This is a genomic window from Noviluteimonas lactosilytica, from assembly GCF_020866925.1.
Taxonomy (GTDB): Bacteria; Pseudomonadota; Gammaproteobacteria; order Xanthomonadales; family Xanthomonadaceae; genus Noviluteimonas; species Noviluteimonas lactosilytica.
In genome coordinates, this window is record NZ_JAJGAK010000001.1 from 772,815 (window position 1) to 793,724 (window position 20,910).

At 68.0% G+C, this 20,910-nt stretch carries 22 protein-coding genes; 13 read left to right on the forward strand and 9 right to left on the reverse strand.

Going from position 1 to position 20,910, the window contains the following annotated elements; genetic code table 11:
* Window positions 1-46: 46 nt before the first annotated feature.
* Both LK996_RS03800 and LK996_RS03805 read left to right on the forward strand, forming a co-directional pair.
* Window positions 47-1,651 (forward strand): M4 family metallopeptidase, encoded by a 1,605-nt coding sequence (locus LK996_RS03800; protein WP_230525821.1) that lies wholly within the window; start codon window positions 47-49, stop codon window positions 1,649-1,651.
* A gap of 201 nt (window positions 1,652-1,852) precedes the next feature.
* Window positions 1,853-3,457 (forward strand): M4 family metallopeptidase, encoded by a 1,605-nt coding sequence (locus LK996_RS03805; protein WP_230525822.1) that lies wholly within the window; start codon window positions 1,853-1,855, stop codon window positions 3,455-3,457.
* A 73-nt stretch (window positions 3,458-3,530) separates the two neighbouring features.
* On the opposite strand, the gene LK996_RS03810 is transcribed toward LK996_RS03805, so the two are convergent.
* Together LK996_RS03810 and LK996_RS03815 are read right to left on the reverse strand one after the other, a co-directional pair.
* Window positions 3,531-5,009: a DUF418 domain-containing protein gene (locus LK996_RS03810; protein ID WP_230525823.1), complete on the reverse strand. Its 1,479-nt coding sequence runs from the start codon at window positions 5,007-5,009 to the stop codon at window positions 3,531-3,533.
* Between the two features lie 215 nt (window positions 5,010-5,224).
* Window positions 5,225-5,719 carry an FKBP-type peptidyl-prolyl cis-trans isomerase gene (locus LK996_RS03815; protein WP_230525824.1) on the reverse strand — a complete coding sequence of 165 codons (495 nt, stop codon included), beginning with the start codon at window positions 5,717-5,719 and terminating at the stop codon, window positions 5,225-5,227.
* Window positions 5,720-5,803: 84 nt separating this feature from the next.
* Between LK996_RS03815 and LK996_RS03820 the strand changes: the two genes are divergently transcribed.
* Both LK996_RS03820 and LK996_RS03825 read left to right on the forward strand, forming a co-directional pair.
* Window positions 5,804-6,388 (forward strand): C40 family peptidase, encoded by a 585-nt coding sequence (locus LK996_RS03820; RefSeq protein WP_425493700.1) that lies wholly within the window; start codon window positions 5,804-5,806, stop codon window positions 6,386-6,388.
* 155 nt (window positions 6,389-6,543) lie between these two features.
* Complete coding sequence (locus LK996_RS03825) at window positions 6,544-7,212, forward strand: C40 family peptidase (protein WP_230525825.1); 669 nt, start codon at window positions 6,544-6,546, stop codon at window positions 7,210-7,212.
* A gap of 53 nt (window positions 7,213-7,265) precedes the next feature.
* Here LK996_RS03825 and LK996_RS03830 read toward each other — a convergent pair whose 3' ends face one another.
* On the reverse strand, window positions 7,266-7,736 hold the full coding sequence (locus LK996_RS03830; RefSeq protein ID WP_230525826.1) for an acyl-CoA thioesterase: 471 nt from the start codon (window positions 7,734-7,736) through the stop codon (window positions 7,266-7,268).
* Window positions 7,737-7,838: 102 nt separating this feature from the next.
* On the opposite strand from LK996_RS03830, the gene LK996_RS03835 reads away from it, so the two are divergent.
* Window positions 7,839-8,267, forward strand: coding sequence for a hypothetical protein (locus tag LK996_RS03835; RefSeq protein WP_230525827.1), 429 nt, complete (start codon window positions 7,839-7,841; stop codon window positions 8,265-8,267).
* 15 nt (window positions 8,268-8,282) lie between these two features.
* On the forward strand, window positions 8,283-9,161 hold the full coding sequence (bla, locus tag LK996_RS03840; RefSeq protein ID WP_230526825.1) for a subclass B3 metallo-beta-lactamase: 879 nt from the start codon (window positions 8,283-8,285) through the stop codon (window positions 9,159-9,161).
* 36 nt (window positions 9,162-9,197) lie between these two features.
* On the opposite strand, the gene LK996_RS03845 is transcribed toward bla, so the two are convergent.
* Window positions 9,198-9,650, reverse strand: coding sequence for a GNAT family N-acetyltransferase (locus LK996_RS03845; protein WP_230525828.1), 453 nt, complete (start codon window positions 9,648-9,650; stop codon window positions 9,198-9,200).
* An 11-nt stretch (window positions 9,651-9,661) separates the two neighbouring features.
* Entirely contained in the window at window positions 9,662-11,005 is a 1,344-nt protein-coding gene (locus LK996_RS03850; protein ID WP_230525829.1) for a dicarboxylate/amino acid:cation symporter, read from the reverse strand.
* Between the two features lie 120 nt (window positions 11,006-11,125).
* Here LK996_RS03850 and LK996_RS03855 point away from each other — a divergent pair, with 120 nt between their 5' ends.
* Window positions 11,126-12,772 (forward strand): alkaline phosphatase, encoded by a 1,647-nt coding sequence (locus tag LK996_RS03855; RefSeq protein ID WP_230525830.1) that lies wholly within the window; start codon window positions 11,126-11,128, stop codon window positions 12,770-12,772.
* A gap of 30 nt (window positions 12,773-12,802) precedes the next feature.
* Here LK996_RS03855 and LK996_RS03860 read toward each other — a convergent pair whose 3' ends face one another.
* Window positions 12,803-13,393: a class I SAM-dependent methyltransferase gene (locus tag LK996_RS03860; protein ID WP_230525831.1), complete on the reverse strand. Its 591-nt coding sequence runs from the start codon at window positions 13,391-13,393 to the stop codon at window positions 12,803-12,805.
* Between the two features lie 44 nt (window positions 13,394-13,437).
* On the opposite strand from LK996_RS03860, the gene LK996_RS03865 reads away from it, so the two are divergent.
* Window positions 13,438-13,857 carry a CopD family protein gene (locus tag LK996_RS03865; protein WP_230525832.1) on the forward strand — a complete coding sequence of 140 codons (420 nt, stop codon included), beginning with the start codon at window positions 13,438-13,440 and terminating at the stop codon, window positions 13,855-13,857.
* Window positions 13,858-13,876: 19 nt separating this feature from the next.
* Here LK996_RS03865 and LK996_RS03870 read toward each other — a convergent pair whose 3' ends face one another.
* The gene (locus LK996_RS03870; protein ID WP_230525833.1) at window positions 13,877-14,833 is read right to left on the reverse strand and encodes a sensor domain-containing protein; all 957 of its coding nucleotides are present in this window, start codon (window positions 14,831-14,833) and stop codon (window positions 13,877-13,879) included.
* Complete coding sequence (locus LK996_RS03875; protein WP_230525834.1) at window positions 14,830-15,210, reverse strand: PadR family transcriptional regulator; 381 nt, start codon at window positions 15,208-15,210, stop codon at window positions 14,830-14,832. Before LK996_RS03875 ends, LK996_RS03870 begins: the two co-directional genes overlap by 4 nt.
* 153 nt (window positions 15,211-15,363) lie before the next feature.
* Here LK996_RS03875 and LK996_RS03880 point away from each other — a divergent pair, with 153 nt between their 5' ends.
* On the forward strand, window positions 15,364-15,588 hold the full coding sequence (locus LK996_RS03880; protein WP_230525835.1) for an AbrB/MazE/SpoVT family DNA-binding domain-containing protein: 225 nt from the start codon (window positions 15,364-15,366) through the stop codon (window positions 15,586-15,588).
* Window positions 15,585-15,965, forward strand: a complete 381-nt coding sequence (locus LK996_RS03885; RefSeq protein WP_230525836.1) for a type II toxin-antitoxin system death-on-curing family toxin — start codon at window positions 15,585-15,587, stop codon at window positions 15,963-15,965. Before LK996_RS03880 ends, LK996_RS03885 begins: the two co-directional genes overlap by 4 nt.
* A gap of 7 nt (window positions 15,966-15,972) precedes the next feature.
* Here LK996_RS03885 and LK996_RS03890 read toward each other — a convergent pair whose 3' ends face one another.
* Complete coding sequence (locus tag LK996_RS03890; RefSeq protein WP_230526826.1) at window positions 15,973-16,647, reverse strand: arylesterase; 675 nt, start codon at window positions 16,645-16,647, stop codon at window positions 15,973-15,975.
* Between the two features lie 58 nt (window positions 16,648-16,705).
* Between LK996_RS03890 and LK996_RS03895 the strand changes: the two genes are divergently transcribed.
* Genes LK996_RS03895 through LK996_RS03905 form a run of 3 tightly spaced genes read left to right on the forward strand, consistent with a single transcriptional unit; the run spans window position 16,706 to window position 20,907 of the window.
* Window positions 16,706-17,434 (forward strand): ABC transporter ATP-binding protein, encoded by a 729-nt coding sequence (locus LK996_RS03895; protein WP_230525837.1) that lies wholly within the window; start codon window positions 16,706-16,708, stop codon window positions 17,432-17,434.
* Between the two features lie 10 nt (window positions 17,435-17,444).
* On the forward strand, window positions 17,445-19,943 hold the full coding sequence (locus LK996_RS03900) for an ABC transporter permease (RefSeq protein ID WP_230525838.1): 2,499 nt from the start codon (window positions 17,445-17,447) through the stop codon (window positions 19,941-19,943).
* A gap of 43 nt (window positions 19,944-19,986) precedes the next feature.
* A complete protein-coding gene (locus LK996_RS03905; RefSeq protein WP_425493701.1) occupies window positions 19,987-20,907 on the forward strand; it encodes a peptidylprolyl isomerase in 921 nt (306 codons plus the stop codon).
* Window positions 20,908-20,910: the final 3 nt, after the last annotated feature.

Sequence of the window (20,910 nt, forward strand, 5' to 3'; positions counted from 1 at the left end):
GGACACACCGGATTCCGAAACCATTTCTTTTCAGGGGTTCCATCGAATGCATCTGCAAGCTCGCTTGATCAGCGTGGCCGTACTCGCAGGCCTCGCTTCCGTCGCCATGCCCGCCTTCGCCGGCAAGGCCGACTCCCCCGCCGCCCTCCGCGCCAAGGACATGCTCGCCGCGCACGGTGCCGCCATGCACCGCAACGCCGGCGACGGGTTCGCCGTGCGCGACGTGGTCGTCGACCGCGACGGCGCGGAACACGTCCGCTTCGACCGCACCTACCGCGGCCTGCCGGTGATCGGCGGCGACGTGGTCGTGCATTCGCGCAACGGCCAGTTCCGCGACGCCAGCAAGTCGCTGAAGACGAGCGAGCGCCCGAACCTCAAGCCCGTGTTGTCGGCCGACGACGCCGTCCTCGCGGCCGGCACCGATTTCGCCGGCAAGCTCGAGGACATCGGCAGCCAGGGCCTGGTGGTCTATGCGCGCGGTGCGAAGCCGGTCCTCGCGTTCGAGGTCCGCGTGCGCGGCGTGTCCAAGCGCGATGGCGAAGCAGACATGCGTTACTTCATCGATGCGAACTCGGGCAAGGTGCTCGATCGCTGGAACATCATCCACACCGCTGCGGCGACCGGCGTCGGCCAGACGCTGTTCCTCGGCGACGTGTCGATGACGACCGATTCGATTTCCGGTGGTTACCAGTTGGTCGACCCGACCCGCGGCGGCGGCAACACCCGCGACGGCCAGGGCAAGGAGATCAGCCGCGTGTATTCCAGCGCGCCGATCATGACCGACGCCGACAACAACTGGGGCAACAACACCGAGTCGCTCGTCGCTTCCGAAGCCTCGGACGCGCACGTGGGCGTGGCGACGACGTGGGATTACTACAAGTCGGTGTTCGGCCGTAACGGCATCTACAACGACGGCGTCGGCGTGAAGTCCATCGTCAACGTGACCTTCCGCAGCGGCGGTCCGGCGACGGGCGGCAACGCCGCGTGGTACGGCGCGCCGTACAAGTTCATGGCCTATGGCCTGGGCACGTCGTCGTGGTATCCGGTCGTCGCCGTCGACGTGGCCGGCCACGAGATGACGCACGGCGTGACCGAAGCGACCTCCAACCTCGCCTACTCCGGCGATGCGGGCGGCCTCAACGAAGCCTCGTCCGACATCTTCGGCACGATGGTCGAGTACTTCGCCAACAACGCCACCGACACGCCCGACTACATGATCGGCGAGAAGATCTACCGCTCGAACCCGACTGGTCGCACGGCGCTGCGCTACATGTTCCGCCCGGGCGACGCCGACGGTAATCGTTCCTACAACTGCTACCCGGCGGCCGGTTTCGCCGGCATCGACCCGCACTACTCGTCGGGCCCCGGCAACCACTTCTTCTACCTGCTGGCGGAAGGCGCGGTGAACCCGGCGGGCTTCAGCTACACCGCCTCGCAGCTGGTGTGCAACGGCGACACGGGCGTGACCGGCATCGGCCGCGACGCCGCGCAGCGCATCTACTACCGCGCGCTGACGGTGTACTTCACCTCCAACGAGACCTACCCGCAGGCGCGTGCGCACACGCTGCAGGCGGCGACGGATCTCTACGGCGCCGGTTCTGCGCAGTACAACGCCGTGGCGCGCGCCTGGTCGGCGGTGGGCGTCAACTGAGCCGTTAGCTAGCTACCGTTCGTCCCCGGAAACGGCCCGCTCAGCGGGCCGTTTCCATTTGGCGTTGTGCGGTGCGGCAGTGCAACGTGACTCGTGTCACGTTTTTCGGGAAGGTCGGTTCTGGAGGCGCGCATAGCGCACATCCACAAGCAACGGCCCTCGGGGCCGTTTTCTTTCGCCACTTTTCGGGGGTTCCACCAGATGTCGCATTCGCATCGTCCGTTGGTCTTCGCCATCGCGCTCGCCCTCACTGCCGGCGCGGCCCATGCAGGCAAGGCCGACCATCCGGCCGCAGGCCGCGCGCTCGGCCTCGCCGACAGCCACGCAAAGGCTCTCAACAAGAACGCCGGCGACTCGCTCGTCGTGAAGGACGTGATGGTCGATGCCGACGGCACCGAACACGTCCGCTTCGAACGTACGTATCGCGGGCTGCCGGTGTTGTTCGGCGACGTGGTCGTGCATTCGCGCAACGGCCAGTTCCGTTCGGCCAGCCAGACGTTGAAGTCCTCGCTTCGACCGAACCTCGACGCGAAGATCCGCGGCGACGAAGCCACCGTCATCGCCGGCGCCGATTTCGGCATCGCGTTCGACGGCGTGCGCGAAGCGCGCAAGGTCGTGTACGCACGCGGCGCCTCGCCGGTGCTCGCGTACGAAGTCGTGTTCACCGGCACCAAGCGCGACCAGACGCCGACGGAAATGCATTACTTCGTCGACGCGGGCAGCGGCAGGATCCTCGACAAGTGGGACATGGTGCATACCGCCAAGCCGGGCGGCGGCGGCACGCCGGGCGGCACGCCCGCGGTCGGCACCGGTCGCACGCTGCTTTACGGGAACGTGGCGCTGAACACCGCGAGCTCCGGCGGCAGCTTCAACCTCACCGACACCACGCGCGGCAACGGCGCCACCTACGACGCGAAGGGTGCGGCCTACAACGTCGCGGCCGGCCGCGCGACGCTGTTCACCGACGCCGACAACACCTGGGGCAACAACACGACGAGCGATCGCGCGACCGTTGCGTCCGACGCGCACTTCGGCGTCGCGACCACGTTCGACTACTACAAGGTCACGCACGGCCGCAACGGCATCTTCAACGACGGCAAGGGCGTGAAGAGCTACGTGCATGTCGGCCGCAACTGGGCGAACGCGGCGTGGTACGCCAACGCGATGTATTACGGCGATGGCGGCGGCAGCGTGCTTCCGCTCGTCGCGATCGACGTCGCCGGCCACGAGATGAGCCACGGCGTGACGCAGGCGACCTCCGCTCTCGCCTACTCCGGTGATGCGGGCGGTCTGAACGAAGCCACGTCCGACATCTTCGGCACGATGGTCGAGTTCTACGCCAACAACGGCTCCGACACGCCGGACTGGAAGATCGGCGAAGAAATCTACGCGTCGAACCCGGGCGAAACGAAGGCGATCCGCTACATGTTCAAGCCGAGCGCAGCCGACGGCGGTGCGTCGTACGACTGCTACCCTGCCGCCGGTTTCGGTGGCGTCGACCCGCACTACTCGTCGGGTCCGGCGAACCACTTCTTCTACCTGCTCTCGCAGGGCGCGACCAATCCGTCGGGATTCAACTACGCCCTGTCGGCGCTGGTGTGCAACGGCGACACCGGCGTGACCGGCATCGGCCGCAGCGCTGCCGAGCGCATCTGGTACCGCGCGCTCGACCTGTACTTCACCTCGGGCACCACGTACCCGCAGGCCCGCGCGCACACATTGCGCGCGGCGTCGGACCTCTTCGGCAGCACCTCGGCGCAGTACGCCGCGGTGGCCCGTGCGTGGTCGGCGGTGGGCGTGAACTGATCGATCGCTGCAAACGTGCGAAACGAAACGGCCCGCATCGCGCGGGCCGTTTTTTATTGGAGCATCGCTGCTGTCAGGCCGTCGCGAGGCGTTTGTCGCGCATGGTCGGGATGTGCAAATAGGTGAACGCGCGCCACAGCCATTCCAGCGGGCCGTAGCGGAAGCGCGACAACCACGCCTTGCATGCCACGAGGATCAGCGCGAACACGATCACGCAGAACACGAGTTGCATCGCGCGCCCCATGCCCCACCAGCCGAGCCCGTAGCCGTAGAAGAAGAACGTGCAGATCACCGACGTGCCGATGTACACCGTCAACGCCATGCGTCCCGCCGGTGCGAACACCGCCATGTAGCGCGAGAAGCGCGGCGAGTGGAACAGCAGCACGATCGCCGCGACATACCCCAGGCACGCAGGCACCGCGGCCACCATGCCGAGGCCCATCGAGAACATGTACAGCGAATCGTTGACGCCGCGCACGTGCGTGGCCGCGATCGCCGCGGCGACGATGCTCAATCCGATGCCGAGCGGAATGCCGAACAAGGCGAGCTTGCGATACAGGTCCAGGTGCGCGCCCGGGTTCACCATCAGCCCCGAGCGGATGAACCACGCGCCGAGCATGAACATGCCGAGCACGAAGAACAGCGCGAAGAACACATGCTGCGCCGCGGTCTTCGGGAAATCCGCCAGGCGCATCGCGACGTTCTCGAGATACGTCCCCTGCGAATTGACCCGCGTTTGCCTGGCAAGCGTGTCGACATGTTCCTTGCGCGCCTTCGCCGCTTCGGCCAGCTGCTTGCGCACCTCGGTCTTTTCTTCCGGCGTCTTCGCCTCGCGCAGCGCGATGCGGTCGCGTTCGGCCTGCGGCAACTGCGGCGTCGCCAGGCCGCCGATCATCATGCCGATGCACGGCAACAGCACGAGCGTGAGCCCCGCGTTGCGCAAACCGTTCTCCGGCCACTTGCGAATGGCCCACGCGAGAATGCCCAGCACCAGCACCGGCGCGCCGAGTCCGAGCGCAGGCGCCCACACCATCTGGTCGTAGCCCGCGAGTTTCGCGCCACCGAACACCGCGCCGATGCCCAGCGCGATGCCGGCGATCCACAGCATCACCTTCGGCTTCGCGTGGAAGACGACCAGCAGGAAGGCCGCGCCCATCGCGTAGTCGAACAGGATGTCGCCGGCCCACACCAGCACGAAATGCAGGAACCCGAACAGCGCGAGCGCGAGCGTGCGGCGCACGTAGGGCGCGAGGAACGGCCGCCCCGCCTGCTGCGCGCGCGAGAGCATCACCGCGAAGCCCATGCCGAACAGCAGCGAGAACATCGTCCAGAACTTGCTTCGGATGAACACGTGGACGAACCAGCCCGCCCAGTAATCGATGCCGGTGACGTTGCCGGGCAGGCCTGCGTCGAGATCGGCGATCGGGCGGTTGAACCACTCGATGTTCATCAGGAAGATGCCGAACAGCGCGACGCCGCGGATCACGTCGAGCGTGGCGATGCGCTCGTTCACCGCGACGGGCGTCAGCAGCGTAGGCGTGGCATGGGACATACGAGGATCCCTCCTGCGTTGCGCGCATTAGTGCACGCAACTCCTCAGGCGATCAGGGCCAGAAGTCATCAAGCCAGCGGTCACCGGGCCAGCCGCCACTCCGCGACCCACACCCCGAAAACGAAACGGCCCGCGTTTGCGGGCCGTTCGCGCGACGCGACCGACGAGCGGTCGCGTGTGACTGATCCGGTGCACCGGACCAAGGTGAACCAGACTCAGTGGTGGTGGCCGCCGTCGCCGTGGACGTGGCCGTGTTCGATCTCTTCCGGGGTCGCTTCGCGCACTTCGACGATCTCGACGTCGAAGTGCAGGTCCTTGCCGGCCATCGGATGGTTGAGGTCGACGTCGACCACGCTCATGCCGACCTTCTGGATCGTCACCGCGCGCGGGCCGAAGTTGGTGTTCAGCACGACCTGCATGCCGGGGGCGAGGCGCTGTTCGCCGAAGTGCTTCTTCGGCACGCGCTGGGTCAGGCCTTCGCGCACTTCGCCGTAGGCCTCGGCGGCGGGAACGTCGGCGCTGAAGCTTTCGCCGGCTTCCTTGCCTTCCATCGCCTTCTCCAGGCCCGGGATGATGTTGCCGTGGCCGATCAGGATGGCGAGCGGCTCGCGGTCCTTCGAGCTCTCGATGGCTTCTTCGCCGGCTTCGTGCGCGCTGCGCTCGTTGACGGTGTAGTGGAACTGGACGACGCGGTCCTTTTCGATCTTCATCGTGGGGTTGACCTGGGTTCGGGCCTGCGCGGCAGGCGTGGGGCGCTTGTCAGCGCCGCGTGAAAGCGGCCACACTCGCCGGCGATGAATGCCGAACGCAGCACGACCCGCGGGGTCGCGCATTATCCCGGCTCCACCGCACCCGCGCCAGCGCGGGTGCGCGTGCTCTTTCTTTTTGGCCTGGTCGCGCTGCTCGCCGCATGCGGCGGAAGCGACAACGTGCGCAGTACGAAGCCTTCGGCGGCGCGCGCGTCGATGCCGCGCACATGGCCAGTGGTCACGCCCGACGATCCGGCGCGCGCCAACTCGGTGCTGATCCGCGCGATCGGCCTGGTCGGCACCCCCTATCGCTACGGCGGCAACACGCCCGAGGGCGGGTTCGACTGCAGCGGCCTGGTCAACTATGTCTTCCGCGACATGGCGAACGTCGCCTTGCCGCGCACCTCGCGCGACCTCGCTTCCCAGGGTCCGCGCATCCAGCCCGAACGCCTCGCGGCCGCGGACCTCGTGTTCTTCGCCAATGGCGGAACGGTCACGCACGTGGGCATCTACGTCGGCGAAGGGCGCTTCGTGCACGCGCCGAGCACGGGCGGCACCGTGCGACTGGACCACCTCGATGGTCCTTATTGGGTGAGCCACTATGCCGGCGCACGCCGCGTGCTGCGCTGAGGCGCATTCAGCAGGCGAAGCGGCCGTTGCACGCAGATGAATACGACGACCGGTCACGAAACTTGCATGGGTTCACGCGGCCTTTACGAAAATTGAACCTTCACCCGGTCTTCAGCCGTTAAGGTCGCCCGGTCTTCGATTTTCGTGATGGACTCGTGACGACCCAAGACCTGACAACAGGCCTGACCGCCGCCACCCGCACCGCCGCCCTGCGCGTTCGCGCGGGCGCGATCCGTTTTCTTTTCGGCGCCGCGCTCTGCGTGTGCGCGACCACCGCCTTTGCGCAGGAAGCGACCGACGTCGCCGGTCCGCTCGAAGGCGTGGACCTCGAGTTGCCGGTGACGACTTCGCTGTCGTCGGCCCCGGCCCCGAAGGTCCGCCCGATCTTCGGCGACCTCGCCGAACTCGATCCGAATGCCACGCTCGACCAGCAGGCCAAGCCGAAGCTGACCGAGCGCATCTCCAACGTCATGGGCAAGGCGCTGACCCTGCTCGGCACGCCCTATCGCTGGGGCGGCGAGTCGACCGACGGCTTCGATTGCAGCGGCCTGGTCGGTTACGTCTATCGCACGGTGCTGGGCATGGACCTGCCGCGCGTCTCCCGCCAGATGGCGACGACGGGCGAAGCGGTCGAGCGTAGCGCGCTGGTTCCGGGCGACCTGGTGTTCTTCGGCCGCAGCGGCCGCGTCAGCCACGTCGGCATCTACATGGGCGAAGGCCGCTTCCTGCATGCGCCGAGCCGCGGCAAGAACGTGCGCGTCGACAGCCTGGTCACCGGCTATTGGAGCAACCGTTACATGCAGGGTCGTCGAGTCGCGATGTAATCGCCGCTCGCACGCCGCATGAAGAAGGCCGCCGCAAGGCGGCCTTCGGCGTTTCAGGGCTGCGGTGAAGGGGATGGCGCACGCACCGCCTGCATCACGCGATCGGCTTCCACCGCGAGCTGCCGGTCTTCGTCGGTCTCGGGAACCCACGGCGGCACGGGCACGGGCTGGCCTTCCACTTTATCGAGCGCGACGAACACGATGATGCAATGCGTGCTCAGGCGCCCTTCCCCGCCCATCGGGTCGCGCGCGCGCACGTCGACGGCGAACTGCATCGAACTCGTGCCGGTGCGCACGAGCTTGGCCGCGACGGTCACCAGGTCGCCGATGCGCACCGGCGCGACGAAGCGGATGCCGCCGACCGCGACGGTCACGCAGTACTTGCCGCTCCACCCGACCGCCGCCGCGTAGCCGGCCTGGTCGATCCACTTCATCACCACGCCGCCGTGCACCTTGCCGCCGTAGTTCACGTCGGAGGGTTCGGCGAGGAACCGCAGGTTGAGCGTGCGCTGGTGTCCGGCCATCGGCGTGGCTCCGTATCGCGTCGGCCGAGTCTACGCCCGCCCGTCTTGCGGCCCGCATGAAGCCGGGCGCATGCTTCGCGCGACAAGGATGGGGAGCCGGCGATGGGCAAAGCGATCCTGCGGTTGGTGCTCGGCGTGCTCGCCGGCCTGGTGGTCATGTACATCGTGATCGCCGGGATCGAATACCTGAGCCACATGCTTTATCCGCCGCCGCCGGGCCTGGACCCGATGAACACCGCCGACATCGGCAAGGTGCTCGCCGCCGCACCTACGGCCGCGATCGCGATGGTCGTGATCGCCTGGGCGATCGGTGCGCTCGCCGGTGGTTTCGTGGCCGCGAAGGTTTCGCGCCCGTGGCCGCGCACCGCGGCGATCGTGGTCGGTGCGTTCGTGCTGCTCGGCGTCGTCGGCATGATCATGCTGGCGCCCGGTCATCCGACGTGGATGGCGATCCTCGGCCTGTTGTTGCCCATCCCGATGGCGTTGATCGGCGCGCGCGCCGCACGTCCGAAAGTCATTCCTTCCCTCTGAACTGAATCCATGCGCATGAATGCCTGCGCGGCGCGCGTCGCCGCGGTGTTGTCGTTGTCGTTGTCGGTCGCCGCCGTGTTCGCCGCGGAGCCCGTACTGCCACAAACCGGGGCCTACGAAGTGCGCGATGCGTGGCGCCAACCCATCGCGCCGGTGCGCATCGCCGACCACACCTGGTACATCGGCACCGAAGGCTTGAGTGCGGTGCTGATCGACACGCCGCAGGGCGCGGTGCTGATCGACGGCGGCATGCCGCAGGCCGCGGACATGCTCCTCGCGCGGATGCGCACGCTCGGCGTCACGCCGGAACGCCTGCGCTGGATCCTGCTGTCGCACGCGCATGCCGACCACGCCGGCCCGACCGCGAAGGTCAAGCGCGCGACCGGCGCGCGCATCGCCGCGAACGCCGAGTCGGCCGCGATGCTCGCGCGCGGCGGCACCGACGATATCCACTTCGGCGACGACATCACCTTCCCGCCCGCGCAGGTCGATCGCTTCCTGCAGGACGAAGAGGTGGTGCGGGTCGGCGACATCGCGCTCACCGGCCACTTCACGCCGGGCCACACGCCGGGCAGCACGAGCTGGACGTGGACCGACACGCGCGACGGCAAGCCGCTGCGCATCGCGTATGTCGACAGTCTTTCGGCGCCGGGGTACGCACTGATCGACAACGCGCGCTTCCCGCGCATCGTCGACACGTATCGACGCACGTTCGACACCGTGCGCGCGCTGCCGTGCGATGTGTTGCTCACGCCGCATCCGGATGCGAGCGGGTGGACGCCGGCCGATGCCGCGAACCCGCATCCGAAGGCGATGACGTGTCGCGCGTACGCGGACGGCGCGCAGGCGAACTTCGATGCGGAGTTGGCGAAGCAGCGCGCTGCGAAGAAGTGACCCGTGTGGGGCAACGCGCGTCGCGATCGACGCGCGTTACTTCGGGTCGAGGTGCGTCGTGCTCTTCACGCCGCCGGCTTCCATCACGTATTCCATGTTGACCGCGACCGGCGCGCTTTCGACGAAGCCGAACTGCGAGTACAGATACTTGGCGTCGCCGTCGGCGACAAGGGTGACGTACGCCGACGGCGGCACGTTGCGCAGCAACCACGCGTCGAGCGCGGCCACGACGCGCTTGCCGAGGCCGCGGCCCTGCAGCTCGGGCACGATCGCGATGTCGACCACGGTGAAGAAGCACCCGTTGTCGCCGATCACGCGCCCCATGCCGACGACTTCCCCGTCGCGTTCCAGGCGCACGCCGTACAACGTGTTGGGTAACGCGCGCGCCGCGGCTTCGCGCGTCTTGGGATGCATGCCGGCGGCCGCACGCACGCGCAGGTAATCGTCGACGTCGGGGAACCGCTCGATGAGGACGATGTCGTCGCGCATGCCCGGCCTTCTCAGGCCTGTTCCTTGATCGGCTGTCCGGCGTCGTCGTGCTCGACGCCGACGTTGCTCGACGCGGCTTCGTACACCGTGCGATCGAGCAGTCCGGTCTCCTTCGCGACGAGCACCGGCACCAGCATCTGCCCGGTGACGTTGGTCATCGTGCGCATCATGTCGAGCACGCGGTCGATCGCGTACAGGTAACCGATCGCTTCCAGCGGCAGGCCCGCCGCGCTGAGCACGACCGTCGCCATGATCACCGCCGTGCCCGGCACGCCCGCGGTGCCGAAGCTGCCGAGCACCGAGGCCAGCGCGATCGTCACATACGTGCCCGCGTGCAACTCGATCCCCGAGTACTGCGCGATGAACACCGCCGCGAGCGCGGGATAGATCGCACCGCACCCGTCCATCTTGATGCTCGCGCCGAGCGGCACCGCGAACGCGGCGTAATCCTTGTCGACACCGTGGTTGTGCTGCACCGCGCGCAGCGATACCGGCATCGCCGCGAAGCTGCTGGATGCGACGAAGCCCACCTGCATCGCCGGCGCCGCGCCGCGGAAGAACTTCAGCGGATTGAGCCCGTGAATGAGCAGCAGCGCGCCGTAGACCACGACGATCTGGAGGATGCACGCGATGAACAGCGCGATCACGAAGTTGCCCAGCGGCAGCAGCTTCTCGAAGCCGTACGCGCCGACCAGCCCCGCGATCAGGCCGAACGTGCCGAGCGGCGTGAACTCGAGCACGAAGCGCGTGACCTGGATCATCATGTCGTTGGCTTCGCGCGCAAGGCTGCGCAGGCCGACGACCTTGTCGCCCAGTTTCACGAACGCGAAGCCGATCAGCCCCGCGAAGAAGATCACCTGCAGGATCGTCGAGTTGCTCGGCACGATCACGTTCATGCCTTCCGGCGTCTTGCCCGCGGCGGTGGCGGACAGCGCGCGGAACGGATTCTGCGGCACGATGTTGAGCAGCACGTCGAGCGGGCCGGGCACGTCCTTCGGCGTGTAGTCCGACGCGATCGACAACGCGCCGACGCCCACGCCCGGCTTGATGATCCAGCCCACCGCCAGGCCCACGGCGACCGCGAGCACCGCGGTGACCGCGAACCACGCGAACGTGCGCCCCGCGAGCGCGGCGATCGACTTCTGCCCATGCAGCGCGCCGACCGCGTTGATCACCGCGAACAACACCAGCGGGATCGCGATCATCTTGATCAGGTTGACGTACACGTCGCCCAGCGGCTGGAACCACGTCTCCGCGGCAGGCCCCATCAGCCAACCCGCGAGCGCGCCCAACAGGAACCCGCCCAGCACGCGCTGCCAGAACGGAATCCGCAACCAAGCGGTAACCAATGCCATGGGACCATCCGCCAATAATCGATCGCCGACCTTACCCCGCCCCGCGTCGCGGGCGCGAGTGCATCGGCGGAACACCGGCGTTCCGTATCATTGCCGACCTCCACGTTTCGAAGAATCCGCATGCGCGCACTCCCCTTCGCCCTCGCAGCTGCGCTCGCCGCATGCGCGAGCGCGCCCGCCCCGCAGGACGAACCGGCCGCGCAGGCGACGCAGCCCGTGCAGGCAACCCTGGTCCACGCCATCGACGTCCCCGCGATCCGGCGCCCGACGGGTGAATCCGCGGCCTGGTGGTATCGCGCAGGCGCCGCGCGCGCCGCGGCCAACGGCGCGATGCAGGGCCGCGCGCGCAACGTGATCGTGTTCCTCGGCGACGGCATGAACCTGCCGACCGTCGCCGCCGCGCGCGTCCTCGCAGGACAGCGCGCGGGCCAGCCCGGCGAAGAAACGCAGCTGTCGTTCGAAACCTTCCCGAACACCGCGCTCAGCCGCACCTATAACACCGATTTCCAGACGCCCGATTCGGCCGGCACGATGACCGCGATCGCCACCGGCGCGAAAACGCGCATGGGCGTGATCGGCATCGGCCAGGGCACGCCGCGTGGCGATTGCGCGAGCGTCGCAGACAACATGCTCCTCAGTTTCATCGAACTCGCCGAAAGCGCGGGCCTGGGCACGGGCATCGTCACGACCACGCGCCTGACGCACGCGACGCCTGCGTCGGTCTACGCGCACGGCCCCGAGCGCAACTGGGAAGACGACAGCTACCTGCCCGCGGAGAAAGCGAAAGCGGGATGTCGCGACCTCGCGGCGCAATGGCTCGCCTTCGATTTCGGCGACGGCGTCGACATCGCGCTCGCCGGCGGACGCGCGAAGTTCACGCCGAAGTCGCTCGGCGGCATGCGCAAGGACGGCCGCAACCTCGTTGCCGAGTGGCAGGCGAAGTACGGCGACGCGCGATACGTGACGACCGCGGCCGAACTCGCGCAGGCCAACGATGCGACGCGCGTGATCGGCCTGTTCGCACCGCAGCACCTGCCTTACGTCGCCGACCGCAAGGCCGATGCGACCGAGCCCACGCTCGCCGAGATGACGCAGGCCGCGATCGCGCACCTGCAGCGCAACGACCGCGGCTTCGTCCTGCTCGTCGAAGGCGGCAACATCGATCGCGCGCACCACGCCGGGAACGCGCGGCGCGCGCTCGAGGAAACTATCGCGTTCTCCGACGCCGTGCGCGCGGCCGACGAGGCGACGCGCGACGACGACACGCTGATCCTCGTCACCGCCGACCACGCGCACACGATGTTCTTCGCCGGCTATCCGGAGCGCGGCAATCCGATCCTGGACAAGGTGCGCGGCATCAGCGGCGAAGACCCGACCGACAGCGAATTCGCGGGCGACAAACACGGCCTGCCCTACACGACGCTGGGGTACGCGAACGGCCCCGGCTTCGTCCCGCCGCAACCCGGAAAGGCGCGCCCCGATCTGTCGAAGGTCGACACGCAGGCCGTCGACTACCTGCAGGAAGCGCTGGTGCCGCTCGGCGGCGAGACGCATGGCGGCGACGACGTCGGCGTGTGGGCGAAGGGCAACGGCGCGGACGCGGTGCGCGGGAGCATCGAGCAGAACGTGCTGTACCACTTCCTCGTGCAGGCGACGCCCGTGTTGCGCGAACGCCTTTGCGCTGCCGGCACGTGCAACGAAGACGGCGTGCCGGTCGAGTTGCCGAAGCCCGCCGACTTCAAGTCGACGAGCGACGCGAAGCACTGAGCGACGACGCGTCGCTCGACGCTTCGACGCTTACGCGATCTCCAGCGCCGTCGCCCGCTCCTTCAACGCGGGCGACAACCACAGGTGCGAACCGGCCTGCGCGAAGCCCAGGGCCTCGAAGCGTTTGCGATAGAACGACGCGGGCCGCTGCTGGAAGTCGTGCTCGTCGCCGACCGCACGATCTTCGCGCGCGAAGGTCTCGAGGAACGCCATGCCGCCGCACAACTCGGCCAGGCCCGGCAGGCCGCGATCGAGCTCGCGTGCGGAGAGGTAATGCAGCACGTCGCTGCAGATCAGCAGGTCCACCGGCGCCGTCGGTCGCAGGTGTTCGAAATCGCCGAAGCGCGCGAAGTGGAGATTGCGGCTGCGCCCGTAGCGCGCGACCGCATATTCGCTCGAATCGAACGCGAGGTACTGCACGCCCGGCCGCAACTTGAGCAACGGCGCGCGCCAAGCGGCTTCGCCGGCGCCGATGTCGAGCACGGTCTTGATCGGGCGCTCGAGGTGGTATTCCGCCGCCGCGACCGCGAGGGCCACCTTGCGCGCCAGGCGTGCGCGGTCGCCGATGCCGCCGCGGCGGTACCAGCGGTCGAAGTATTCCTGGTCGTATCGTTTCTCCATCGTGCGATGCTACCAAGCATCGCCCCGCTCACATCGAGTTCCCGATGGCCTACTTCTGGACCAAGACCGCCCACCTCGTCTTCGTGATGGCCTGGATGGGCGGCGTGTTCTACCTGCCGCGCATCCTCGTCAACCTCGCCGAAGCGGGCGACGAACCCGCGGTGCGCGCGCGCCTCGTGCTGATGGGCCGGCGCCTGTACAAGTTCGGGCACATGATGTTCGGCTTCGCCTTCGTGTTCGGTCTCGTGCTGTGGTTGCACTTCCACATGTCGGGCGGATGGCTGCACGCGAAGCTGGCGCTCGTCGCGTTGATGCTCGTGCACTACACCGTTTCGGGTCGCTGGCTGAAGGGCGTGGAGAAGGGCAAGCCGTTGCCCTCCTCCAAGGCACTGCGCTGGTTCAACGAGATCCCGGTGTTCCTGCTGATCGGGATCGTGTTCCTGGTGCTCGCGAAACCGTTCTGAGGTTCCGCGAGCATCGGCGTCAAGCGTATTGCGAAGACTTGACCAGCAGGTGCTTCGCGAACTGGCCATGGAGGTGGCCGATGCCGCGCATCAGGTGCATCGTGCCGAACAGCAGCGCGATGCCGAAGGCGAACACGATCGGGTATTCCCACCAGCCGCCCAGGCCTTGCGACACCTCGAAGTTGTTCAACGTGAACGGGCCGATCCAGTAACCGTCGACGTACCAGTTGTCGAACGCGCCGAATCCGAGCAGCACGGGCGCTGCGATGCACGCGAGCGCCGTCGTCATCAGCGATACGGCGAGCGTGAAGTACAGGATGCCGAGCGGCAGCATCGCGAGCATGTACAGCACCGTCGACCACGTGCGCGGATCGATGAACATGTCCTTGATCCGTTCCATCCAGCCCTTGCCGCGCGCCGAATAAAGCGGACGGCGCGGCATGCGCTGGCCGAGCATCGCTTCGACGATCCGTCCTTCGACGAGCGACAACACGCGCACCGAGCCGAGGAACAGGATCACGAAGGGAATGCCGATCACCAGCACCGCGAAGCCCGCCGACAGCGACAGGCCGACGACGACCCACGTGAAGTAGAAGATGCCCGTCGCGAGCGCGAGGATCGAATAGAACAACGCGCCGTAGGTGCGCGGATCGGCGGCGACGCCGAAGAACTTGCCGAGCGCGCTCTCGCGCTGCACGGGCTTCGGCGCGCGCAACGCGGTCTGCACGCGCACTTCGGTGTCGCGATAGATCTCCGCGACTTCGTGCGGCGCGCCGTAGCTGCCGGCGACCGATGCGATGACTTCGGCCTCGGGCGTGTCGGGACGCTCGGAGAGTTCCGAACGCAGGTATTCCTCGGCGTCGTACAGCGCGTCCTGCACGAGCGCGGGATCCGCCCCCGCGAGCGCGGCGCGCAACTGGTCGAGATATTCGGGGATCGAGCGCGGCAGCACGGTGCTGTTGGAAGGCGCGTTCATGGCAGGAGCCCTTCGAGGACGGAGTCGACGGAAGTGCGGGTCGCTCGCCAGGCGGCGGCCCACTCGGAAAGTGCGGTGCGGCCGGACGTCGTGATCGCGTAGTAGCGGCGCGGCGGCCCGGAGACGGAGGGTTCGACATGGCTGGCGAGGAAGCCCGCGCCTTCGAGATTGCGCAGCACCGGGTACAGCGCGCTCTGCTTGCCGCTGAGCACGCCTTCGCCGCTGCGTTCCAGTGTCTTGGCGATCTGGTAGCCGTACATCGGGCCCGGCGCCGTGGCCAGCACGGCCAGCAGCGCGAGCGCGACGGTCCCGGCGCTCAGTTCCCGCTGGAACTTGCGCAGGGCTTGGTCGAGGGCGTCGCGGTCGGGGGTGTCCATCGCAGCCGGGGTCCACTAGGTTGAAGGGCAGACTAGTGCGATCTTCGGTCTAGTGTATGTGCCGCTAGTCATGGGTTCGACTGAGCGCGATTTGACGCAGCCCCCCACCCGTCGCAATATAACGAACGTTATATAGTCCTGCGCGAGGTCGCCATGGTTTCCCTGAAAGTCACCACCGTCGGTTCGTCGGTCGGCGTGATCCTCAACAAGGAAGCGCAGGCACTGCTGCGTGCGAAGAAAGGCGACACGCTCTACCTGACCGAAACGCCCTCAGGCGTTTTGCTGACGCCCTACGATCCCGAGTTCGCGCGTCAGATGGCGCTGGCCGAAGAAATCATGCACGACGACAAGGACGTGCTGCGGGCCCTCGCGAAGTGACGCCTTGGCGCTGGTTGGCGCCACAGGTGATTTTCGCGATCCACGCCCGGCAACTGGCCGAGCACGGCGGACTCGACGGAACGCGGGACGAAGGCGCTGTCGAAGCGGCGATCGCGCGCCCGCGCACGCTGGCCGAATATGGCCAACCCGACGTCTTCGACCTCGCGGCTTCCTACGCGTGGGGCATCCTGCGCAACCACGGTTTCGTCGATGGCAACAAGCGCACCGCGTGGATCGCCGCGCGCCTTTTCCTCGCCGATAACGGCGCGCGCCTGTCGTTCGACAAGGCGGATGCCGTCCGAACGGTCGAGCTTGCAGCCGCAGGGCAGATCACCGAAGCCGCGCTCGCGGAATGGTTCCGCGCCCGCGCCGCATGACGACGCGCTACTTCAGCAACGGCCCCAGCGTCTTCCACACGTGGTCGCGGATCTTCGGCTGCGCCGCGGCGACCGGGTGCAGGTTGTCGTCCTGGAAATTCGCGCGGTCGCGGGCGATGGGCTCGAGCAGGAACGGCACGTACGCGAGCTTGTATTGCTTGGCGAGCGCGGCGAAGTTCCCTTCGAACGCCTGCGTGTACTCGCGCCCGTAGTTCGGCGGGATCTGCATGCCGATGAGCATGACCTTCGCGCCCGCCGCCTGCGAGTTGCGGATCATGCGATCGAGGTTCGCCTTCGCCTGTTGCATCGGCAGGCCACGCAGGCCGTCGTTCGCGCCGAGCGCGATGACGACGAGCTTCGGCTTCACGCGCTTGAGTTCGCCGTCGATGCGCGCCGCGCCACCGGCCGTGGTTTCGCCGCTGATGCTCGCGTTCACGACGCGCCAGGCGGGCGCGTCCTTCGCGATGCGCGCGGCGGTCAACGCGACCCAGCCCTGCGATGCCGACAGGCCATAGGCCGCCGACAGCGAATCGCCCATGACGAGCACGGTGCGCGGGGTTTCCTTCGCGGAGGTCTTCGCCGGCGTCGCGGCCACGGCCGGCGCCAGCACCGCCAGGCACAGCAACAACGTCGCAAATACGCGGGCGAAGACGCGCCCGCGACCAATGACCCATTGATTCATGTCGTTGCGTCCCGCATAAGTCCTGAACATCGATATCCCCCGCAGGTTCGAACACAGCATGGCCGATTCCGTCGTACTGCGCGCTGAAAGCCTCGCGCTCGCCCCCGCCTCCACCGCGACCGCCCCTGCCCTCGATGTCGCGGGCCTCGGCAAGCGCGTCGCGCTCCCCGACGGCGAGCTGACGATCCTCGAGGACGTGTCCTTCGCGATCGAACGCGGCGACGCGGTGGCGATCGTCGGCGCCTCCGGTTCGGGCAAGAGCACGCTGCTGTCGCTGCTCGCGGGCCTCGATACGCCCACCACCGGCACGGTGCTGATCGATGGCGCGCCACTGTCGACGCTCGACGAGGACGGCCGCGCCCGCGTGCGCGGCGAAAAGGTCGGGTTCGTCTTCCAGAGCTTCCAGCTGCTGCCGACATTGACCGCGCTCGAAAACGTGATGCTGCCGCTCGAACTGCGCGGCGATGCGGACGCGGCCACGCCCGCGCGCCGCATCCTGGAAAAGGTCGGCCTCGGCGCGCGCCTCGGCCATTACCCGCGGCAACTGTCGGGCGGCGAACAACAGCGCGTCGCGCTCGCGCGCGCGTTCGTCACCGATCCTGCGCTGCTGTTCGCCGACGAACCCACCGGCAACCTCGACACGCACACCGGCCAGGCGATCATCGACCTGCTCTTCTCGCTCAACGCCGACGCGGGCACGACGCTGGTGCTTGTGACGCACGACGAACACCTCGCCGCGCGCTGCGGCCACCAGATCCGCCTCGACAGCGGCCGTCGCGTCGCCTGAGGTCCTGCCGATGAATCCCCTGGTCCTCGCATGGCGGCAGTTGCGCCGCGACTTCGTGTCGGGCGACGTGCGCATCCTGTTCGTCGCGCTCGTGCTCGCGGTGGTCGCGATCACGTCGGTCGGTTTCGTCACCGATCGCGCGGGGCGTGCGCTCGCGCAGGAAGCCAATCGCCTGCTCGGCGGCGACGCGGTCGTTCGCGCCGACACGCCGATCACCGGCGCGGTGCGCGATGCAGCCAACGCGCGCGGCCTGCAACGCGCCGAAACCATCGAGATGCGCAGCATGCTGCGCGTCGGCGAACAGCTGCAGCTGGGTGAACTGCGCGCGCTCGACAACCACTTCCCGTTGCGCGGCGCGTTCAGGATCACGGATCGACTCGGCGGCCCCGAACGCAGTGTGCAGGGTGGCCCCGCGCGCGGCACCGCGTGGATGAGCGTCGCCGGTGCGCAGACGCTCGATGCGAAACCCGGCGACACGCTCTCGATCGGCGACGCGAAGTTCAAGCTCGCCGCGCTCGTCGTGCAGGAACCCGACGCGGCGTTCGACTACTTCAACACCGCGCCGCGCGTGGCGATCCATGTCGACGATGTGCCGTCGACGGGGTTGATCCAGGAAGGCAGCCGCGTGCGCTATCGCCTCGTGGTCGCCGGCGACGCGCCGGCGGTCGCGGGTTTCCTCGAGGTCGCGCGCGAACAACGCGGCCGCGGGCAGCGCATCGAAACGATCGAGGATGCACGACCGGAAATGCGCTCGGCGCTGGATCGCGCGGGCCGGTTCCTCGGCCTCGCCGCGCTCGTGTCGGTGATCCTCGCGTCGATCGCGGTCGCGATGGCCGCGCGTCGCCACAGCGCGCGCCACCTCGACGGCAGCGCGGTGATGCGTTGCCTCGGTGCGCAGCAGCGCACCCTCGTCGTGGTGCACCTCGGCGAGTTGCTGTGGCTCGGCTTGATCGCGTGCACGGTCGGTGTCGCGATTTCGTTCGCGCTGCAATGGGCGATCGGCGAATGGCTCGCGCGCACGCTGCAGATCGCGATTCCCGCCGCGGGCGTGCTGCCCGCGGTGCAGGGCTATGCGGTCGGCCTGATCGTGCTGCTCGCCTTCGGTGCGCCGCCGGTGCTCGCGCTGCGGCGCGTGCCGGCGCTGCGCGTGTTGCGCCGCGATCTCGATCCGACCGAACCGAGTGCCTGGATCGTCGGAGTCGCCGCATTCACAGGGCTGGCCGCGTTGTTGTGGTGGAAGGCCGAGTCGCCGGCGTTGGCCAGCGCGATGCTCGGCGGCATCGCGGGCACGCTCGCGGTGCTCGCGTTCCTCGCGTGGTTGCTGATCGTCGTCGTGCGTGCGGTGCGCACGCGCCTGCGCGGCAGCCTGCGTTATGGGCTGGCGAACGTCGGGCGGCGTGCGGGCACCGCGGTCGCGCAGGTGTCGGCGCTGGGCCTAGGCCTGATGGCCCTGCTGCTGCTCACCTTCGTGCGCACCGACCTTCTCGATCGCTGGCAGTTGTCCCTGGAGGAAAACGCGCCGAACCGTTTCATCATCAACGTGCAGCAGGATCAGCTGAAGCCCGTGCGCGGGTTCATCGAAACGCGCGGACTCGCATCGCCCACGCTGTTCCCGATGGTCCGCGCGCGCCTGCTCGAACACAACGGCGAACCCGTCAGCGCGAAGAACTACCCCGACGACTCACGGATGCAGCGTCGCGCCGAACGCGAGTTCAACCTCTCTTTCAACGGCGAGTTGCGCGAAGACAATCGCGTCGTCGAAGGCAAGTGGTTCGGCGACGCGAAGCCCGCGACGCCCGAGATCTCGGTCGAGCAGAAGTTCGCCGAATCGCTCGGCTGGAAAATCGGCGACCGCGTCACGTTCGACATCGCCGGCCAACGCTTCGACGCGCGCGTCACCTCGTTGCGCGAAGTGAGCTGGGATAGCTTCCGCCCCAACTTCTTCGTCGTCGCATCGAAGGGCGCGCTCGACGATTACCCCGCGAGCTGGATCACCGCGGTCAGCGTGCCGAAGTCGCAGCCGCGCTTCACCGCGGAACTGGTCGAACGATTCCCCAACCTCTCGGTCATCGACGTCGAAGCCACGCTCGCGCAAGTGCGCGACACGGCCGACCAGGTGTCTGTGGTGGTGCAGGTCGTGTTCTGGTTCTCGCTCGCCGCAGGCATCCTCGTGTTGCTCGCCGCGATCAGCGCGAGCCAGGACGAACGCTTGCTCGAAGGCGGCGTGATGCGCGTGCTGGGCGGGAGCCGCAGGCAGTTGCGGTTCGCGCAGGCGTCGGAGTTCGCGGCGATCGGGTTGCTGTCGGGGCTGGTCGCGGCGATCGCGGCGTCGGTGCTCGCAGGCGTGGTGTCGGTGCGCGTGTTCGGCCTGCCGTGGGAACCGAACTGGACACTCGCGGCGGTCGGCGGCGGGCTCGGCCTGATTGCCGCGCTCGTGACCGGCCTGGTCGCGACGCGACGCGTCGTCGACGTGCCGCCCTCGGTGGTCCTGCGCGAGTTGCAGCAGTAACGTGGGCTAGACTCGGCGGAACGTCCACCCGGAGTCGTTCCGCATGTCGCCCAGGCCGCTCGCCTTCGCCGTCGCCCTCGCACTGACCACCGCCTCCGCGTTCGCCGCGGAGGAACCGGCCAAGGTGCCGTCGATGCAGGAGATCCTCGATGCATCGCCGAAGTCGGACTGGCGCACGCTCGATCCCGATCGCACGTTGTACCTGCAGGTGCCCGCGGGCCGCGTGGTGATCGAACTCGCGCCGACGTTCGCGCCCGAGCACGTGGCGAACATCCGCACGCTCGCGAAGGAAAGCTACTGGGACGGCCTGTCCGTCATTCGTTCGCAGGACAACTACGTCGCGCAGTGGGGCGATCCGACCGACGACGACAAGTCGCAGACCAAGAAGCCGATCGGCAGCGCGAAGCCGAAGCTGCCCGCCGAATTCGAACGCAAGGCGACCGGCGTGCCGTTCGTGCGCTTGCCCGACAGCGACGGCTGGGCGCCGGAAGTCGGATTCTCCGAAGGCTTCCCCGCCGCGCGCGATCCGCGCACCGACACCGCGTGGCTCGCGCATTGCTACGGGATGGTCGGCGCGGGCCGCGACGTCGCCGCCGACAGCAGCGACGGCACCTCGCTGTATGCGGTGACGGGCCAGTCGCCGCGCATGCTCGATCGCAACATCACCCTCGTCGGTCGCGTCGTGCAGGGCATCGAACTGCTGAGCGTGCTGCCGCGCGGCACCGGCGCACTCGGCTTCTACGAAGACCCGAAGCAATACGTGCCGATCACCGCGAAGCTCGCGAGCCAGGTGCCGGAAGCCGAACGCACGCAGATCGAGTTGCTGCGCACGGACAGCAAGACCTTCGAAACCGTCGTCGAGTCGCGCCGCAATCGTCGCGATGAATGGTACAAGCGGCCGGCCGGTCACATCGATCTGTGCAACGTGCCGCTGCCGGTCCGGAAGATCGTCACGCCGAATTAGCTT

Coding starts and splice junctions, on each gene's coding strand:
- LK996_RS03800 (WP_230525821.1), top strand. CDS start 47: ATGCATCTGCAAGCTCGCTTGATCAGCGTGGCCGTACTCGCAGGCCTC.
- LK996_RS03805 (WP_230525822.1), top strand. CDS start 1,853: ATGTCGCATTCGCATCGTCCGTTGGTCTTCGCCATCGCGCTCGCCCTC.
- LK996_RS03810 (WP_230525823.1), bottom strand. CDS start 5,009: ATGTCCCATGCCACGCCTACGCTGCTGACGCCCGTCGCGGTGAACGAG.
- LK996_RS03815 (WP_230525824.1), bottom strand. CDS start 5,719: ATGAAGATCGAAAAGGACCGCGTCGTCCAGTTCCACTACACCGTCAAC.
- LK996_RS03820 (WP_425493700.1), top strand. CDS start 5,804: ATGAATGCCGAACGCAGCACGACCCGCGGGGTCGCGCATTATCCCGGC.
- LK996_RS03830 (WP_230525826.1), bottom strand. CDS start 7,736: ATGGCCGGACACCAGCGCACGCTCAACCTGCGGTTCCTCGCCGAACCC.
- LK996_RS03835 (WP_230525827.1), top strand. CDS start 7,839: ATGGGCAAAGCGATCCTGCGGTTGGTGCTCGGCGTGCTCGCCGGCCTG.
- bla (WP_230526825.1), top strand. CDS start 8,283: ATGAATGCCTGCGCGGCGCGCGTCGCCGCGGTGTTGTCGTTGTCGTTG.
- LK996_RS03845 (WP_230525828.1), bottom strand. CDS start 9,650: ATGCGCGACGACATCGTCCTCATCGAGCGGTTCCCCGACGTCGACGAT.
- LK996_RS03850 (WP_230525829.1), bottom strand. CDS start 11,005: ATGGCATTGGTTACCGCTTGGTTGCGGATTCCGTTCTGGCAGCGCGTG.
- LK996_RS03855 (WP_230525830.1), top strand. CDS start 11,126: ATGCGCGCACTCCCCTTCGCCCTCGCAGCTGCGCTCGCCGCATGCGCG.
- LK996_RS03860 (WP_230525831.1), bottom strand. CDS start 13,393: ATGGAGAAACGATACGACCAGGAATACTTCGACCGCTGGTACCGCCGC.
- LK996_RS03865 (WP_230525832.1), top strand. CDS start 13,438: ATGGCCTACTTCTGGACCAAGACCGCCCACCTCGTCTTCGTGATGGCC.
- LK996_RS03870 (WP_230525833.1), bottom strand. CDS start 14,833: ATGAACGCGCCTTCCAACAGCACCGTGCTGCCGCGCTCGATCCCCGAA.
- LK996_RS03875 (WP_230525834.1), bottom strand. CDS start 15,210: ATGGACACCCCCGACCGCGACGCCCTCGACCAAGCCCTGCGCAAGTTC.
- LK996_RS03880 (WP_230525835.1), top strand. CDS start 15,364: ATGGTTTCCCTGAAAGTCACCACCGTCGGTTCGTCGGTCGGCGTGATC.
- LK996_RS03890 (WP_230526826.1), bottom strand. CDS start 16,647: ATGAATCAATGGGTCATTGGTCGCGGGCGCGTCTTCGCCCGCGTATTT.
- LK996_RS03895 (WP_230525837.1), top strand. CDS start 16,706: ATGGCCGATTCCGTCGTACTGCGCGCTGAAAGCCTCGCGCTCGCCCCC.
- LK996_RS03900 (WP_230525838.1), top strand. CDS start 17,445: ATGAATCCCCTGGTCCTCGCATGGCGGCAGTTGCGCCGCGACTTCGTG.
- LK996_RS03905 (WP_425493701.1), top strand. CDS start 19,987: ATGTCGCCCAGGCCGCTCGCCTTCGCCGTCGCCCTCGCACTGACCACC.